Below are 14,825 nucleotides of genomic sequence, written 5' to 3'. Positions count from 1 at the left end.
TGCCACCATCCTAGATTTGCGTAATGCTTACGCAGTAACGCGTATGCCATACGCACAAGGGGGATCATCGTGAACGACGACGTCATGATCGAGGCACACGGCCTCACCAAGTCCTACGGAAAACCCGGCGCCCGGGTCCGCGTCCTGGACGGTGTCGGCCTGCGCGTCGCCCGCGCCGGGATCCACGCCCTGCTCGGCCCCAACGGCGCCGGCAAGACGACGACGGTGCGCATCCTCTCCACCCTCACGACCCCCGACTCCGGGTCGGCGCGCATCGCCGGCCACGACGTCGTCGCGGACCGGCGCCGGGTGCGCCGGGTCATCAGCCTGACCGGGCAGTTCGCCGCCGTCGACGAGACGCTGACGGGCGAGGAGAACCTCCGGATGATGGCCCGGCTGACCGGGCTGAGCCGCCCCCGGGCCCGGCAGCGGGCCGACGAGCTGCTCACCCGCTTCGGCCTCGTCGACGCCGCCCGGCGCCTGGTGCGTACGTACTCCGGTGGGATGCGGCGCCGTCTGGACCTCGCGGCGGGCCTGGTCGGCTCACCGGAACCCGGTGTCTTCTTCCTCGACGAACCCACCACCGGCCTCGATCCGCGCAGCCGCCGCGAGCTGTGGCAGGTGGTCCGCGAGCTCGCGGGCCGAGGCGCGACGGTTCTGCTCACCACCCAGTACCTGGAGGAGGCCGACCAGCTCGCCGACCGCATCGCCGTCCTGGACAAGGGCCGGATCGTCGCCGAGGGCACCCCGGACACTCTGAAGGCGCGGGTCGCCGGACACCGCCTGGACCTTGTCCTCGGCAGCCGCGAGGCCTACCTCCGGCTCGCCACCCGCGCGGTCCACCACTCCCCCGAGACCCTCACGCTCGGCATCCCCACGGACGGGACGGCCGCCCACGCGCGCGCCCTGCTCGACGACATCGACCCGCACCGCACCGACGTGGAGCGCTTCTCCCTGCACAGCGCGACCCTCGACGACGTGTTCCTCGCTCTCACCACCGGCACCACGGAGGCACCGGCCCATGTCTGACGCGCCCGGAATCCTCACGCACGCCACGGTCCTGACCGGCCGCAGCCTCCTCGTCAGCCGTCGCAACGTCGACGCCGTCATCACCTCGATGATGCTGCCGGTCCTGCTGATGCTGATCTTCGTCTACTTCTTCGGCGGGGCGATCGACACCGGCGGCGCATACGACTCGTACGTCATGTACGTCGTCCCCGGCGTCCTGTTCCTCTGCGCCGGCTTCGGCTCGGCCACCACCGCCGTCGCGGTGAGCGAGGACATGAAGGGCGGCATCATCGACCGCTTCCGCTCCCTGGACATCGACGGCACGTCCATCCTGGCCGGGCACGTCGTGGCGAGCACCGTACGCAACCTGGTCTCCACCACGCTGGTGTTCGGCGTCGCCGTGCTCATCGGCTTCCGCCCCGCCGCCACACCGGCCGGCTGGCTCGCCGTCGCCGCGGTGCTGCTCGCGTGCATCGTGGCCCTGTCCTGGCTCTCGGCCGCCATCGGCCTGCTCGCCCGCACTCCGGAGGCCGCCGGCGGGTTCACCTTCTTCATGTCGTTCCTGCCCTACCCGAGCAGCGCGTTCGTCCCCGTCGACACCATGCCGGGCTGGCTCCACGGCTTCGCCGAGCACCAGCCGGTCACCCCGGCCATCGAGTCGCTGCGCGGCCTGCTGCTGGACCAGCCGGTGGGCAACACCCCCTGGCTCGCTCTGACATGGGCGGCCGGGACCCTCGTGGTGGCGGTGGCCCTGTCGCGGGTGCTCTTCAGGACGCGGACCCGCTGACGCCGGAGGACGGGCCCTGGATCCAGCGGGCGTACGCGCCCATGACCCGGCGGAGCGAGGGGACCGCGTCCAGGCCGAGCGGCACCCGGGCCCGCGACAGCACCTCGCGGACCCGGTGCGCGGTCACCGGGAGCCGGCCCAGGACGGGCCCGGCTCCCGGCTGCTCCAGCGCGATGGCTCCGCGGATCACATCGGTGTAGACGGACTGGACGCGCTTGTACGCCAGGAGCGTCGCCAGATCCTCCCGCCAGCCCCTCGCGCACTCCGGCCGTACGCTCTCCACCGCACCGGCCCAGAGGCGGGCGGTCCGGGCGGCCTCCTGGGGGGAGTACCGCATCAGGTGCAGATGCGTGGCGAGGTCGTACAGCGGATCACCGATCACGGCGAGCTCCCAGTCGATGGTCCAGAGATCGTCCGCCGCGTCCACGACGAAGTTCAGCCGGTGCAGATCTCCGTGGACGAGCGTGAACGGCCGGCCGGTGAGAGCACGCGCCCGGCCCCTGAGTGCGTCCAACGCCTCTTCACGGACACCGAGTTCACGGAAGAGCGAGCCGAAGCGTTCCTGGTGGAGGCGGTAGACCCGCTGTTCCGTGAAGGTGATCAGGCTGTCGAGGAAGGCGCCGGTGTCCCCGTCGGCCGGCGGGTCCGCCGGGTCGTGGAGCCGTCTCGCACCGATCGAACCGGTGTCGAGGGCCACCAGCTCGCCGAAGAGCTGCCCGAGCTGAGCGGCATGACGGGCGGAGAGCGTCCCGGCCAGGCTTCTGCCGAGCGTGCGCCCCTCGATGAACCCCTGGAGCAGGACGTGCTCGTCGAGGACCGTGATCTCGGGTATCCGGCTCACCCGGCCCCGCAGGTCCAGGAGCAGCCGGTCCTCGGAGACGAAGCTCGTACGGTCGAACCGGAAGAGCTCCGAACGCGGTTCGTGCACCTTGCACCGCAACGGGCCGCCCGGCAGGGCGAGGACGTACGTCTCGCGGTAGTGCCCTCTGTACGGGCCCTCGATGGCCGTTCCGTCGGAGACCGGGCCGGGGCGGCCCCTCGGACTCCCGCGCATGTCCACCGTGGTGGCGACTGTCACCGCCTGCTCCCTCGACCGTGAACGGGGGCCGCGAGCGGCCACCTGGCCGGTTCCCGCACGGGCAGAAGCTGCCTCTACCCGTGGACCCCGGCCGTCAGCGGCCCCTCTCCCGGCTCCCTCGACCGCACACGCTGCCGGGCCGTCTCCAGCAGACCCCGCAGCGAGCGCACCGAGCACCGGGCACCGACGTCCTCGAGTGCCCGGCGCTTGCGCTCATTCACCGCATAGCCAATGAACGGTACACCGACCGCTGTGGCGGCCAGGCAGTCCGCGGGGGAATCCCCGATCATCACGGCCGCCGCGGCGACCGTGCCGGTCGACTCCAGGGCGCGGACCAGGCAGTGGGGATCGGGTTTGAGGAGCGCGGGGTCGGACGTACGCCCGTGGATGTGCTCGGCCACCAGGACGGAGGATTCGTGCCGCCGGAGGAAACGGGCCACCGCCACGGGAGAGTTGTTGGTCGTGACGGCCTGCTTCCAGCCTCCGGAGCCGAGGGCCCCGATCAGCTCCAGCGCGTGCTCCGTCGGTGTGGCCCCGGCGGCCGCCTCGGCCTCCTCCGCCGTCAGGAGCTGCTCGGCGTGGGCCGTCACCGGGCCGTCGCCGTGGTGCTTGGCGACCTCCTGGAGCAGAGCCAGCGGGTCGTCCGTCCTCGAGGCCAGCACCTCGGGGTCGCATCCGGACGCGCGCAGCTCCTCGGCCAGCCGGGCCGCCACGCCGGCGGCCGGGCGGGCGGCGAACAGACGGCACAGGGGGCCGTCGAAGTCGAAGAGGACGCATTCCGCCGCCGAGAGGAGCGCGGCGGCCCCGGGCGCCTCTGCGGGCATGGCTCCGGGCTCGGCAGTCATGTCGTCGGTCCTCTTCGCGGCGCCCGTCGGCGGGATCGTCGTACCGTGCACGGTCAGAACGTCACCTTCGTGGCGAGGTTGTCCCAGTTGGCGTCGAAGAACTTCCGTGCCGCCCGCACCACCCCGGCCTGCTCGGGCGTGGAGTCGGCCGAGGCCCGGAAGGGATACAGCGTGGCGCCGGTGCCGTACGCGTCGTACGTCGCCACCTCCTCGCCGTCCTCCAGGGTCGCCGTGCCCTCCTCGGGGATGTAGAAGCCCTGGAGCACCACGCGGTTGTTCAGGATGTACAGCTTCATCTGGGGTGCGAAGGGGACCATCCGCACCTGCACCGCCACCTCCTCCACCAGCTTGAGCCGGCGGAGTTCGTAGAGGGCCGAGCGCAGCATCGTCACATGGCTCCGCAGGATGCCGCCGAGCCGCTGACGCACCCGCGGATCGTCCTCCCCCGAGACCTGCCGGGGGATCGCCAGGGCGGACGAGTCGGTGTCGGGGAGCAGCAGCCGCGCCGTGATGCTGCGGGGCGGACTGATCTCACCGGCGACGATGCGGTCCTTCTGGTCGACGACCCGGGCGGCGAGCGACTCGGTGGTCATCGAGAAGACGTCGAGCTTGACCACGTTGGCCTCGAACGCCTCCACCAGATACGGCTTGAGCAGCACGGGCGGCACGCGCTCCGAGACGACGGCCCACACCTTGTTCTCCGGGCTCCTGGAGGGCCCCGGCACATGGGCGGGCTCCCCGGGCTCGGACGCCACGAAGGACCCGCTCCCCTGCCGGGTGACGATCAGCTCCTCCTTGCGCAGGACGGAGAGCGCCTGATTGACCGTCGCGCGTGACACGCCGAAGCGCGTGGCCAGCTCCTCCTGCGTCGGAAGGCGCTCGCCGGGCCTGTGCGCCTCGCTGTTGATCTCCTTGCGCAGCTCGTCTGCGACCCAGAGGTACTGGAACTTGGCATCACGCGGGGCGGAACCATGACTTGTCACACCGCAACCCTACAACTTCCCTACCGACAAGGTCAGATGCCACGCACAACCATGACGCCCGACATCCACAGAACCTACAACTAACCAAATAACCAGACAAGTTTGCGGCGCGTCCCTCAGAGGCATAAGTACGACAAGTCAAAACGGGGGACTTGTACGGCAGTTGTTCGGTTCTTGCGCAGCGTCGCGCGAAGTCGCCGGTCTCCCCCACCCAGAGGCGCGTCCGCGCCTGTCCCGCACCTGGGAAGGAGTGACCACCATGCCCCTGTTCACCCTGGGCCTCGAGCAGATCATTCAGTGGAAGTACGGCGTCATGGGCACCGTCGGTGTCACCCTGCTGAGCTTCGGCCTCAAGGTCGGCAACGCGAACCTCGCCTGCGCCGGAGCACTCGTCCTGGCCCTGCTGTTCGCGCCTGGCGACTGAGACCTGTTTCGCCGGCGGTCCACGCCGGCGAAACAGGTCCCGGCGGCGGAAGGGCCGAAGGCCCGCCGCGCGCCCGAAATGCACCCTGTGTCGCGATGTGGAAGATGGGACGGGGACCCGTGAACGCGCGCCACACCCTGCCCGGCGGCCTCGGTCCGTCGGGTGCGCCCGTCCGACAGGGGCCGCCGCCCGGTGACCGGGCTGCCACAGAGCCGAAAGGTACGCCATGCCGATCTGCACGACCCGCGACGGTGTCGACATCTTCTACAAGGACTGGGGCAACGGCCGCCCCGTAATCTTCATCCACGGCTGGCCGCTGAACGGCGACGCCTGGCAGGACCAGCTCAAGGCGGTGGCCGACGCCGGCTTCCGGGGCATCGCCCACGACCGCCGCGGCCACGGGCGCTCCACGCCGGTCTACGACGGCTACGACTTCGACACCTTCGCCGACGACCTGAACGACCTCGTCACCCGGCTCGACCTCCGGGACGTCACCCTGGTGGCCCACTCCATGGGCGGCGGCGAGCTGGCCCGCTACGTCGGCCGGCACGGCACCGACCGCGTCCGGTCGGCCGTCCTGCTCTCCGCGGTCCCGCCGCTGATGCTCCAGGGCCCGGACAACCCGGAGGGGGTGCCCCAGCAGGTCTTCGACGACATCAAGAAGGGCATCCTGACCGAGCGTTCGCAGTTCTGGAAGGACACCGCCGTCGGCTTCTTCGGCTCGAACCGGGCCGGCAACAAGGTCACCCAGGGCAACCTCGACGCCTTCTGGTACATGGCCATGGCCCAGACCATCGAGGGCGGCGTCGACTGCGTGGACGCCTTCGCCTCGACGGACTTCCACGAGGACCTGAAGAAGTTCGACATCCCCACGCTCGTCGTCCACGGTGACGACGACCAGATCGTGCCCATCGACGCGACCGGCCGCAAGACCGCGAAGCTGGTGCCGGACGCGAAGCTCAAGGTGTACGAGGGCGGCTCCCACGGCATCGCGCTCGTCCCGGGCGACAAGGAGAGGTTCAACAAGGACCTGCTGGACTTCCTCAGGAGCTGACGCGGTCAGGTGTCAGGTGCCCCCGTCACCGGCGCGGGCACCTTCGTACGTCTCAGAAGATGTCCGGACACCACGCCCGCCGCGGCGCGCGGAACAGCGTGTCCGCCAGCACAGCCGCACCCGGCCGGTGCTCGTCGAGCCGTCCCAGCGCCGCCAGCCGCACCGGCGACTCGTCACCCAGGAGCAGTGCGCCCAGTTCCGCGACGTCCAGGGCGAGATCCGCTCCCCGGGTCGTGGGCGTGCAGGAAGCCCCGGACGGGGTCGCCTCCAGCAGGAAACGGCCGCCCGACAGGCCCGACGCGTCCCGCACGTCCAGGACCAGGGCGGCCTCGCTCGCGTACGTACGTGCTTCCAGGGCCCGGCAGACGTCCAGGACACGCAGCCACAGCCAGTCCGCCTGGGTCACGGGACGGGCGGCGCGCGGGTCGGGGAGGAACAGCGGGAGCAGGTCGTCGGGGGCCCGGTAGCCGGTACGGACCGTCGTTATCCAGTCGATGGAGCAGACGAACCGCCACAGGGCGCGCTCCGCCTCCGGACTTGCGGCGATCATGTTGGCGACCCTCGCCGTGTTCAGCGGCTGCTTCCGGTCGCCCCAGTGGTCGTCGGCGCGATAGGTGATCAGGCCGTCCGTCTCTCCGTCCGCCGACCGGTACACCGCGTGGAAGGGTTCCTTCCACCCGTCGGCCGCCGGGACATCCACCCCGGTACCGCGCTGCCACCAGCGCTCGTCGCGGGAGACGACGCCGTGCTGCCGGGCCGCCAGCCGCCCGTGGAGCTCGGGCCCCAGCTTGCGTACGTCAGCTCCGTCGACCAGTTCGATCCGCCCGCCGTCCGCCTCGGAGGGGACCCTCGCGCGCGGGTCCAGACCCGCGCGCGGCACGTCGATCTCCCACTCGGTGGTCCAGGAGGCCGGGCCGAAGCCGTACCGTCCGTAGATCGGGTACTCCGCCGCGATCAGCGAGGCGACCACGTCGCCGCGCTCCTTCGCCGCCGCCAGGTCCGCGGCCATCATCCGGCCGAGCAGCCCGCGGCGGCGGTGCGTGGGGGTCACCGTCACGCCGGTGATCGCGTCGGCCGGCACCGTGGCGCCGCCGACCACGGTCAGCTCCTGCGCGAACGACCGGAAGGTGGCCACGCACCGCCCGGCATCGAACACCCCCTGCACGCGGGACAGATCGACGTGGGCCATCCGCACCGCGATCTCCTCCTCCGGCACCGGATCCGACCTCAGGAACCCGGTGCCCACAGCACGCGTCCAGTCGGGGAACTCGGCGGCGGAGACGGTACGCGGATCAAGGCTCATACGGCCCACGCTAGGCACAGGCGGCCCGGGATGTCGCGCGCTTTTCCGGCCGCCGCCCTTGCCGGGGCCGTCCCTCAGAACGCCGCCCGGACCTCGCCGACCTCAGCCGCGCCGCCCAGCAGCGGCGCGCTTCCGATGCGGGAGACCACCGGGCCCTCGATGCCCAGCAGCCCGAGCGAACGGGCCAGCACCGGCCCCAGGGCGCGCGTCGCACCGTCGTCGATCTTGAAGGCGAGCGCCCTGCCGTCCGGAAGTGCCAGCGCCTGGACCGCCTCCGCACCCATCTTGGAGAGCGCGCCCGGCACCTCCCGCATCAGCCAGGTGTCCGGCCTCCGGGTACCCGCGACGTATTCCGGGTGCGCCCGCATCGCGTCCGCGACCCGGCGCTCCGCCGTGCCCGGCTCGGCCAGCACGAACGAGCGGAACGCCCGGGCCAGGCCCACCAGTCCGATCGCCATCAGCGGCGCCCCGCAACCGTCCGTGCCGACCGCCGCGACCGGCTCGCCGGCCGCCTCCGCGACCACCTCGCCCACCAGCCGCTGCAAGGGGTGCGCCGGGTCGAGATAGCCCTCCGTGTCCCAGCCGTTGCGTACGCAGACGGCGAGCATCGCCGCGTGCTTGCCCGAGCAGTTCATCGTGAGCGGCTCCCGCACTCCCCCTGCCGCGAGGTACGCCTCCGCCTCGACGGGGTCCAGCGGCAGATCGGGCGGCGTCCGCAGGTCGTCCGGCTTCAGACCGTGCTCGGCGAGCATCGTGCGCACCAGCTCCAGGTGGAAGGCCTCGCCCGAGTGGCTCGCGGCCGCCAGCGCCAGCCGCTCCCCCGAGAGCTCCAGCCCGGCGCGCAGGATCGCGGCGGCCTGCATCGGCTTGTTGGACGAGCGGGGGAAGACCGGCGCCGCCGGATCGCCGAGCGCGAGTTCGACGCTCCCGTCCGCGGCCAGTACCACCAGAGAGCCCCGATGGTGGCCCTCGGTGAATCCGGACCGCACCACCTCGGCGAGCACCGGGAGCACTGGCGACGAGGGCGGGCGGGGGGCGGACGACGCTATGGAGGAGGTCATGGGGTGGCGGCCTTCCGGGGACGGGCGTGACCCGCCCCCGGAAGGGTCACTTCAGGCGAGCAGGTCCTCTACTTGTGCTTCTCCGTCACGGTACCTGCGGGCGATCTCCGCGCTGCAATCGTCGACGGTCCGCTGGAGCCGGTGACGGCGCCGGGAGACCTGCTGCTCGTAGCGGACGAGCCGCCCCATGGCGGTGAGCAGCTCTTCGTCCGTACGGGCGTCGAGGTCGGAGAGCCCGACCTCCGCCAGCGTGTCCTCCGCCAGCTGCCGGTACTCGTCGCTGCGCGGTGTGGTGAGGGTGACGTGCCGCACCGAGGAACGGTGCACCGACGGGGTGTCGGCGAGGATCTCCGAGAGCCGGTCCACCACGGGCGACTGGGGACCCCCTCGGCGCGCCAGCTCGGCCCGCAGGATGTCGATCCGGCCCTGGACCAGCCGGCGGACATAGCTGAGGTCCGCCTCGTCACGCTGCGCCTCACGCCGCCGGGTGCGCAGGTCCGGCAGGCCCAGCCCGCCGAACTCCGGCTGCGCGCGCAGGGAGGCCAGGCCCTCCCCCGCTCCGCCACCGGTCTGCCCCGGCACGGACACCGCGCCCGGCAGCTGTACGGGCGGCGCGGAGAGCTGGCCGGGAGCCTCGACGGTCCGCTGCACCGGGGGCCGCGGACTGCCGGATGTACGTGTCACTGGTACGGCACCGGGCGATGGCCCGGTTCCACGTGTCGTCATGATGTTCCGTCCCCTCGACCGGTGCGTCGGCACACCGACATCGTGCATGGTGCCACTACGCAGGGTGTTCACGCAGGTGCTCTGTACCCGTTCAGCCCAAGATAGGTTGGTCTGTATGCGTGCAGTGATACAGAGAGTGGACGGCGCGAGCGTCACCGTCGCGGGCGCCGCGGACGATTCCCCGGGGACCGGGACGGTCGGCGAAATCGTCGGCGAGGGGCTGTGTGTGCTGGTGGGGGTCACTCACGGCGACACGGCGGAGAAGGCGGCGCAGCTCGCCCGCAAGCTGTGGACCCTGCGGATCCTGGAGGGCGAGAAGTCCTGCTCGGACGTGAATGCACCGCTTTTGGTCATTTCGCAGTTCACTCTCTACGGGGACGCCAGGAAGGGCCGCAGGCCCACGTGGAACGCCGCCGCGCCGGGCGAGATCGCGGAGCCGCTGGTCGACGAGGTCGTGACCCAGCTGCGTGCGCTCGGCGCCCAGGTGGAGACGGGCCGGTTCGGAGCGGACATGAGGGTCTCGCTCACGAACCACGGCCCGTTCACCGTGCTGGTCGAGGTCTAGCACCGCGAGCGGTCCGGCTGGACGGCGGTGCGTAGGACTCCTACGGCTCGACGACCGTCTCCTGGGCCGCAGCCGTGTCACCGGCGATGAGTTCCGCGTCCACGGCGACGTTCCGCTTCACCAGCGCCAGGGCGATCGGGCCCAGCTCGTGGTGACGGGCGGACGTGGTGACGAACCCGAGCTGGCGGCCCTCCTCACCGTCGGCCGCGAGCCGGATCGGCGTGCCGTGGCCGGGCAGGTGGACCTCGCTGCCGTCCAGGTGCAGGAAGACGAGGCGGCGCGGCGGCTTCCCCAGGTTGTGGACGCGGGCGACGGTCTCCTGCCCCCGGTAGCAGCCCTTCTGGAGGTGGACGGCGGTGCCGATCCAGCCGAGCTCGTGCGGGATCGTCCGGTGGTCGGTCTCGAAGCCCACACGCGGGCGGTGTGCCTCGATGCGCAGCGCCTCGTAGGCCAGGATCCCGGCCACGGGGCCGTGCGCCGCCGCGTAGGCCTCCAGGTCTCCCCGGGGCAGGAAGAGATCACGGCCGTGCGCCGTCTCCCGTACGGCGATGCCGTCCGGCACCTCGGCGATGGAACCGGCGGGGAGGTGCACGACGGCGAAGTCCTCCGTGCGGTCGGCGACCTCCACCCGGTAGAAGAACTTCATCGACTCCAGATACGCGATCAGCTCGCCCTGGGTCTCCGGCTCGGTGTGCATCCACACCGTCGCGCCGTCGTCGACCAGGTAGAGGGCGTGCTCGATGTGCCCGTTGGCCGAGAGGATCAGCGCCTCGGTCGCCTCGTTCGGCGCAAGGTCGCTGACGTGCTGGGTGAGCAGCAGGTGCAGCCAGGTCAGCCGGTCGTCGCCGGTGACCGTGACGACACCGCGGTGCGAGAGGTCGACCAGGCCACCGCCGTCGGCGAGTGCGCGCTGCTCGCGGAACAGGTCGCCGTAGTGCGCGGCGACGCCTTCGTCGCGCCCCTCGGCGGGGACGGCGCCGGGCAGGGACAGCAAGGGGCTCTTCATGCGACCAGCGTACGACCCGGACCGGCGTACGGACCGGGCCGTCCGGGCCTACCGCTCGCCGGCGGTCTCCCCCGGCGCTGCTGGACCCGCCTCCGCCGCCTTCGCAGCGCAGTCGGCGCAACGCCCGAAGATCGCGAAGTGCTTCATGTCGGTCTCGAAACCGAAGGTGTTCCGCAGCTTCTCGGTGAAGTCGGCGACCACGTCGACATCGGCCTCGATGACGTCCGTGCAGTCACGGCAGACGAGGTGGATGTGGTGGTGGCGGTCGGCCAGGTGGTACGTCGGGGCGCCGTGCCCGAGGTGGGCGTGGCTGACGAGCCCGAGCTCCTCCAGGAGCTCCAGGGTCCGGTAGACGGTGGAGATGTTCACCCCCGACGCCGTCTTGCGCACCTCGCAGAGGATGTCGTCGGGGGTCGCGTGCTCGAGGGCGTCCACGGCCTCCAGGACGAGCTGACGCTGAGGCGTCAGCCGGTAGCCACGCTGCCGAAGATCTGTCTTCCAGTCGGTGCTCACCACAGCCCCAGTGTAGGGCGGGGCGAGCACCGGTCCGCCGGATCCGGCCGGAGCGGCCGGGACGGCCTACTTGAAGAAGGCGATGCCGTCGTCCGGCATGTCCCCGAGGCTCTTCGCCATCGCGGCGACCTCTTCGGGGGTGACGACCTTCTTGAGGTGCGCGGACATGTACGGCCGCAGCTCCACGTCGGGGGTGGCCTTCTCGCCGACCCACATCAGGTCGCTGTTCACGTAGCCGTAGAGCCGCTTGCCGCCGCTGTACGGGCCGGAGGCCGCCGTGCGGGCCACCGCGTCCGTGACCAGGTCGATCTGCGGCTTCTGCTTCGCCAGCTCGCCGTACCAGACCTCGACGATGCCCTGGTCGCGGACCATGACGATCTCGACCTTGCGGTCCTTGTCGATGCGCCAGTAACCGGACTCGGACTCCAGCGGCTTGACCTGCTTGCCCTCGGAGTCCAGGACCCAGGAGTGCGAGACGTACTCCAGGAAGTCACGGCCGTCGTGGCTGAAGGTCACTTCCTGGCCGAAGTTGCACTTCTCGGCACCGGGGAAGTCGGAGACTCCCGCACCCGCCCAGTTACCGAGGAGGAAGGCCAGCGGCACGAGGTCCGGGTGGAGGTCGGACGGAATCTCGATCATGAGCGGCTCAGACGATCTGTGAGGGTGTACGGAAGGTGTTCGGCGAGGGTCAGCGCTGGCCCTGGTACAGCTTCTTCACGGTCACCGCTGCGAAGGCGAGCACGCCGACACACACCAGGACCAGCAGGGCGGAGAAGAAAGCCTCAAGCACGGGAGCTCCTCGGGACGAACGACATGACGGCAGCGGACGGCCGGGCCCCCAGCCTAATGGGTGGGGGCCCGGCACGGCGGCCCGGGGTTTCCCGGGCGCGGTCAGCCGAGCAGCTGGTTCTGGAGGATCAGCGTCTGGTGGAAGGGAACGGCCTCCGTTCCGGCCTCGCCCTTGCGGCTGTGGACGATCAGGGCGACGGTGTCCCCCGCCAGTACGTAGGCGAAGCGGACCTGCTCGGCGCCGTACGGCTCGGGCTCCGAGTAGACATGCGCCGTGGTGAATTCCGCCCCGGCCGTGGCGGTCCAGTCCTCGTCGAACACGGGCTCGGTGGTCCCGGCGAGAGGGAGCGGCAGCGAGTCGAGCGACTCGTGCTCGTAGATCTCGTCGTGGAAGGCCGTGGAGTACGCGACCGAGTTGAACTGGAGCAGATAGACGCGGGACGACGTGCCGTCCGGCATGGTCCAGCCGCGCGCGGCTATGTGCCGCAGGGCGGAGTCCTTCAGGTGCTGGGTGAGAGCGGCCCGGTCGCCCTTGCCGTACTCGGTGACGTACCGGGCGGTGTCCACCCACCCGCCGTCGAGGCCCTTGACCGCGGTGGCACCGGCAGGAGCCGGCACCAGCAGGCGCCGCAGGTCCGCGTGGTGGACCTCCGCGATATTGGAATCGCTGAACGGACGGGGCGCGTCGGCAGGCAGGGCGGGCAGGGTCAGTGCCGGGAAGTCCCACCGCCCGTCGTCGCGGGTGGCGAGGCCCGGTACGTCGGTGCGCTTCATCGACGTGATGCCGGCGACCGTGCCGGCTCCCAGCCCGCCCATGACGAGCACGGCGGCCGTCCACCGGGCCACGGCGCGCAGGACGCGGCGCGGCGGACGGGGTGCGGTGGGCGCGGGGTGCTCCTCCTGCACGGGAGGAGGCGGCGGGCCCTCCGGGACCGGCGGGAGGGTGGTCGTGGCGGGAACGGCCACGTCGGCCGGTGGGGCCGTCTGCTCGGTCATACGTACTCCCCCGGGGACGTGATGTGGTCCAACTGGTCCTTCAGCAGTGCGGCGACGGCGGCCTTGTCCACGGGCTTGATGCCTGTAGCCCGGTAGGTGATGCTCAGCTCGCCGTCGTACGCCGCGCACACCATGTCCTCGATGCCGCTCTTGCTGTCTTTGGGCTGCACGTAACAGGTCGCCTTGCGGGTGTGACCCTTGACCTTCGGGCCGTCGCGGAAGATCCCCAGGAAGTCGAACAGCTCTGTCTGGAAGGTGTAGAAGTTCCGGACGGCGTTCGTGTCCTTCATCCGCACGATCTCGGCGTGCACCTCCAGGTCGTTGGTCGCGGAGACGTACGACCGGAGAGCGAGGCCCTGCACGCGGAGCTTGTCGATCCGCTTCTCGTACTCCCGGCGCTTCTTGCCCGCCAGCCCTCGGCTGGACTCCTTCATCGTGGCGACGGCTCGCCTGCCGTCCACCTCGTCGTCGTTGCCGTACCCGGCGTCGTCCGGACCGAGCCGGTAGCCCTCGGGCACCGGCAGCAGGAGCTTGCTGAGTTCGGTGTCGGAACGGCCCCGGTCGATGGCGCCCGCGGGGTCCTTGCCGGGCTTGCGCTCGGACACCTCCCAGAGCGTGGTCTCCACGGTGCGATCCGCGCCGTCGACCGTGACCTTCGTGTACGCGGCGGCGCCTCCGACTGCGCCCAGCACCAGGACGAAGGGCAGGGCCGTGAGCAGGATCCGCCGGGCCCGGCGGGACCGCGAGGGTGCGACCGGGGTGCCGGCGGCGTCCGGGGTGTCGAGCGGTGCCGTGCCGGAGTGCTCGGGCGGGGTCATGTCGTTCACACGCGCTCCAACTGCCGCTCGGCCAGCGTCCGGATGTCCTTCTTGCTGATCGGCCGGGTGTCGTAGAGATTGACCTCGATCATGATGTCGCCGCGGTGCATGACGGCCCTGGCCCGGTAGAAGGGCAGATAACCGGGTTCCCGGTCGACTCCGTAGACGTAGTAGCGGCCCTCGCCACTCCCCTTGACCGCGTCGCCTTCGTTGCCAGCGCCCCGTTCGGCCCCGGACATGTACGAGCGCTGCCCCTCGGCGAAGTCGGCGGCCCTGGTGTCCGCCCCGGAGGAGAACTGGACGAGACGGATCTCCGCCTCGCCGTGCGCGCCCTTCTTCCAGGCGGCCGCTGCGATGCGGCGTATGTCGGACTCCAGGAAGTACTCGTACGTGGTGTCGTCGCTGGTGAATTCGCGCGCGAGGTCCCCCACGCTCACCCAGCCGTCGTCCAGCCAGTCCGCGTCCTTGTTCTCGCTCCAGCCCGCCGGGCGGTCGATGAGCAGCTTGCGCAGGTCACCGTCCGTCCTGACCTGACGGTCCTGCGATGCGGGCAGCGGGGCCGGCACCTTGTCCGCGGGAAGCGCCTTCGCCGGGTAGGCCAGCACCTTCTGCGACAGTGCGGGCAGCGGCGTCGGGGCCCGCTCGGCCTGGATGCCGTATCCGACCGCCGTACCGCCGGAGATGCCGAGCAGCGCGGCTGCCGCGATCAGCAGGGCCGTTCGCCCGCGTGGACGAGGACGCGCCGGGGCGGCAGGCGCGACGGCCGGCACCTCGGGAATGGTGTCGTTCGCTTCCAAAAGGGTCCCCCCAAGAGACCTGAAGCCCAGGTTCGATCACCTGCGCACACAACTGACTCACAGGTCTCAGGG

General features: G+C 71.1%; 17 protein-coding genes. 5 read left to right on the top strand and 12 right to left on the bottom strand.

Annotated features, from left to right (window positions below):
* The first annotated feature begins 84 nt into the window (after window positions 1–84).
* Window positions 85–1,029: an ATP-binding cassette domain-containing protein gene (locus ABZY45_RS06310; RefSeq protein WP_356738681.1), complete on the top strand. Its 945-nt coding sequence runs from the start codon at window positions 85–87 to the stop codon at window positions 1,027–1,029.
* Window positions 1,022–1,795, top strand: a complete 774-nt coding sequence (locus tag ABZY45_RS06305) for an ABC transporter permease (protein WP_356736753.1) — start codon at window positions 1,022–1,024, stop codon at window positions 1,793–1,795. The genes ABZY45_RS06310 and ABZY45_RS06305 overlap by 8 nt, the downstream gene beginning before the upstream one ends.
* Here ABZY45_RS06305 and ABZY45_RS06300 read toward each other — a convergent pair.
* The 3 genes from ABZY45_RS06300 to ABZY45_RS06290 all read right to left on the bottom strand — a co-directional run bounded on the left by ABZY45_RS06300 (window position 1,776) and on the right by ABZY45_RS06290 (window position 4,701).
* On the bottom strand, window positions 1,776–2,873 hold the full coding sequence (locus tag ABZY45_RS06300; RefSeq protein WP_356736751.1) for an aminoglycoside phosphotransferase family protein: 1,098 nt from the start codon (window positions 2,871–2,873) through the stop codon (window positions 1,776–1,778). The genes ABZY45_RS06305 and ABZY45_RS06300 overlap by 20 nt on opposite strands.
* A gap of 74 nt (window positions 2,874–2,947) precedes the next feature.
* Window positions 2,948–3,769, bottom strand: coding sequence for an HAD family hydrolase (locus tag ABZY45_RS06295; RefSeq protein ID WP_356736749.1), 822 nt, complete (start codon window positions 3,767–3,769; stop codon window positions 2,948–2,950).
* A gap of 2 nt (window positions 3,770–3,771) precedes the next feature.
* A complete protein-coding gene (locus tag ABZY45_RS06290; protein WP_356736747.1) occupies window positions 3,772–4,701 on the bottom strand; it encodes a GntR family transcriptional regulator in 930 nt (309 codons plus the stop codon).
* Between the two features lie 259 nt (window positions 4,702–4,960).
* On the opposite strand from ABZY45_RS06290, the gene ABZY45_RS06285 reads away from it, so the two are divergent.
* Window positions 4,961–5,125, top strand: coding sequence for a hypothetical protein (locus ABZY45_RS06285; RefSeq protein WP_356736745.1), 165 nt, complete (start codon window positions 4,961–4,963; stop codon window positions 5,123–5,125).
* Window positions 5,126–5,351: 226 nt separating this feature from the next.
* Window positions 5,352–6,179, top strand: coding sequence for an alpha/beta hydrolase (locus ABZY45_RS06280; RefSeq protein WP_356736743.1), 828 nt, complete (start codon window positions 5,352–5,354; stop codon window positions 6,177–6,179).
* Window positions 6,180–6,231: 52 nt separating this feature from the next.
* Here the strand turns inward: ABZY45_RS06280 and ABZY45_RS06275 are convergent, their stop codons facing one another.
* The 3 genes from ABZY45_RS06275 to ABZY45_RS06265 form a co-directional block, all read right to left on the bottom strand.
* The gene (locus ABZY45_RS06275; protein WP_356736741.1) at window positions 6,232–7,482 is read right to left on the bottom strand and encodes a GNAT family N-acetyltransferase; all 1,251 of its coding nucleotides are present in this window, start codon (window positions 7,480–7,482) and stop codon (window positions 6,232–6,234) included.
* A 74-nt stretch (window positions 7,483–7,556) separates the two neighbouring features.
* Window positions 7,557–8,543, bottom strand: a complete 987-nt coding sequence (locus tag ABZY45_RS06270; RefSeq protein ID WP_356736739.1) for an asparaginase — start codon at window positions 8,541–8,543, stop codon at window positions 7,557–7,559.
* A 51-nt stretch (window positions 8,544–8,594) separates the two neighbouring features.
* Complete coding sequence (locus tag ABZY45_RS06265) at window positions 8,595–9,269, bottom strand: ABC transporter substrate-binding protein (RefSeq protein WP_356736737.1); 675 nt, start codon at window positions 9,267–9,269, stop codon at window positions 8,595–8,597.
* 115 nt (window positions 9,270–9,384) lie between these two features.
* Here ABZY45_RS06265 and dtd point away from each other — a divergent pair, with 115 nt between their 5' ends.
* Window positions 9,385–9,834 carry a D-aminoacyl-tRNA deacylase gene (gene dtd, locus ABZY45_RS06260; protein WP_356736735.1) on the top strand — a complete coding sequence of 150 codons (450 nt, stop codon included), beginning with the start codon at window positions 9,385–9,387 and terminating at the stop codon, window positions 9,832–9,834.
* A 40-nt stretch (window positions 9,835–9,874) separates the two neighbouring features.
* Here dtd and ABZY45_RS06255 read toward each other — a convergent pair whose 3' ends face one another.
* The 6 genes from ABZY45_RS06255 to ABZY45_RS06230 all read right to left on the bottom strand — a co-directional run bounded on the left by ABZY45_RS06255 (window position 9,875) and on the right by ABZY45_RS06230 (window position 14,753).
* Entirely contained in the window at window positions 9,875–10,840 is a 966-nt protein-coding gene (locus tag ABZY45_RS06255; protein WP_356736733.1) for a folate-binding protein, read from the bottom strand.
* 48 nt (window positions 10,841–10,888) lie between these two features.
* A complete protein-coding gene (locus ABZY45_RS06250) occupies window positions 10,889–11,356 on the bottom strand; it encodes a transcriptional repressor (RefSeq protein WP_356736731.1) in 468 nt (155 codons plus the stop codon).
* Window positions 11,357–11,419: 63 nt separating this feature from the next.
* Entirely contained in the window at window positions 11,420–11,992 is a 573-nt protein-coding gene (locus ABZY45_RS06245; protein WP_356736729.1) for an FABP family protein, read from the bottom strand.
* 252 nt (window positions 11,993–12,244) lie between these two features.
* The gene (locus tag ABZY45_RS06240) at window positions 12,245–13,138 is read right to left on the bottom strand and encodes a hypothetical protein (RefSeq protein WP_356736727.1); all 894 of its coding nucleotides are present in this window, start codon (window positions 13,136–13,138) and stop codon (window positions 12,245–12,247) included.
* Window positions 13,135–13,965 carry a hypothetical protein gene (locus ABZY45_RS06235; protein WP_356736725.1) on the bottom strand — a complete coding sequence of 277 codons (831 nt, stop codon included), beginning with the start codon at window positions 13,963–13,965 and terminating at the stop codon, window positions 13,135–13,137. The genes ABZY45_RS06240 and ABZY45_RS06235 overlap by 4 nt, the downstream gene beginning before the upstream one ends.
* Window positions 13,962–14,753 (bottom strand): hypothetical protein, encoded by a 792-nt coding sequence (locus ABZY45_RS06230; protein ID WP_356736723.1) that lies wholly within the window; start codon window positions 14,751–14,753, stop codon window positions 13,962–13,964. Before ABZY45_RS06230 ends, ABZY45_RS06235 begins: the two co-directional genes overlap by 4 nt.
* Window positions 14,754–14,825 lie beyond the last annotated feature (72 nt).

Origin of the sequence: Streptomyces sp. NPDC006516 (assembly GCF_040611875.1) — a bacterium.
Lineage (GTDB): Bacteria > Actinomycetota > Actinomycetes > Streptomycetales > Streptomycetaceae > Streptomyces.
The sequence above is the reverse complement of the archived record's forward strand: the minus strand, read 5'-3'. Positions and strand labels throughout refer to the sequence as shown.

Coding starts and splice junctions, on each gene's coding strand:
- ABZY45_RS06280 (WP_356736743.1), top strand. CDS start 5,352: ATGCCGATCTGCACGACCCGCGACGGTGTCGACATCTTCTACAAGGAC.
- ABZY45_RS06285 (WP_356736745.1), top strand. CDS start 4,961: ATGCCCCTGTTCACCCTGGGCCTCGAGCAGATCATTCAGTGGAAGTAC.
- ABZY45_RS06240 (WP_356736727.1), bottom strand. CDS start 13,138: ATGACCGAGCAGACGGCCCCACCGGCCGACGTGGCCGTTCCCGCCACG.
- ABZY45_RS06310 (WP_356738681.1), top strand. CDS start 85: ATGATCGAGGCACACGGCCTCACCAAGTCCTACGGAAAACCCGGCGCC.
- ABZY45_RS06265 (WP_356736737.1), bottom strand. CDS start 9,269: ATGACGACACGTGGAACCGGGCCATCGCCCGGTGCCGTACCAGTGACA.
- ABZY45_RS06305 (WP_356736753.1), top strand. CDS start 1,022: ATGTCTGACGCGCCCGGAATCCTCACGCACGCCACGGTCCTGACCGGC.
- ABZY45_RS06275 (WP_356736741.1), bottom strand. CDS start 7,482: ATGAGCCTTGATCCGCGTACCGTCTCCGCCGCCGAGTTCCCCGACTGG.
- ABZY45_RS06255 (WP_356736733.1), bottom strand. CDS start 10,840: ATGAAGAGCCCCTTGCTGTCCCTGCCCGGCGCCGTCCCCGCCGAGGGG.
- ABZY45_RS06245 (WP_356736729.1), bottom strand. CDS start 11,992: ATGATCGAGATTCCGTCCGACCTCCACCCGGACCTCGTGCCGCTGGCC.
- ABZY45_RS06270 (WP_356736739.1), bottom strand. CDS start 8,543: ATGACCTCCTCCATAGCGTCGTCCGCCCCCCGCCCGCCCTCGTCGCCA.
- dtd (WP_356736735.1), top strand. CDS start 9,385: ATGCGTGCAGTGATACAGAGAGTGGACGGCGCGAGCGTCACCGTCGCG.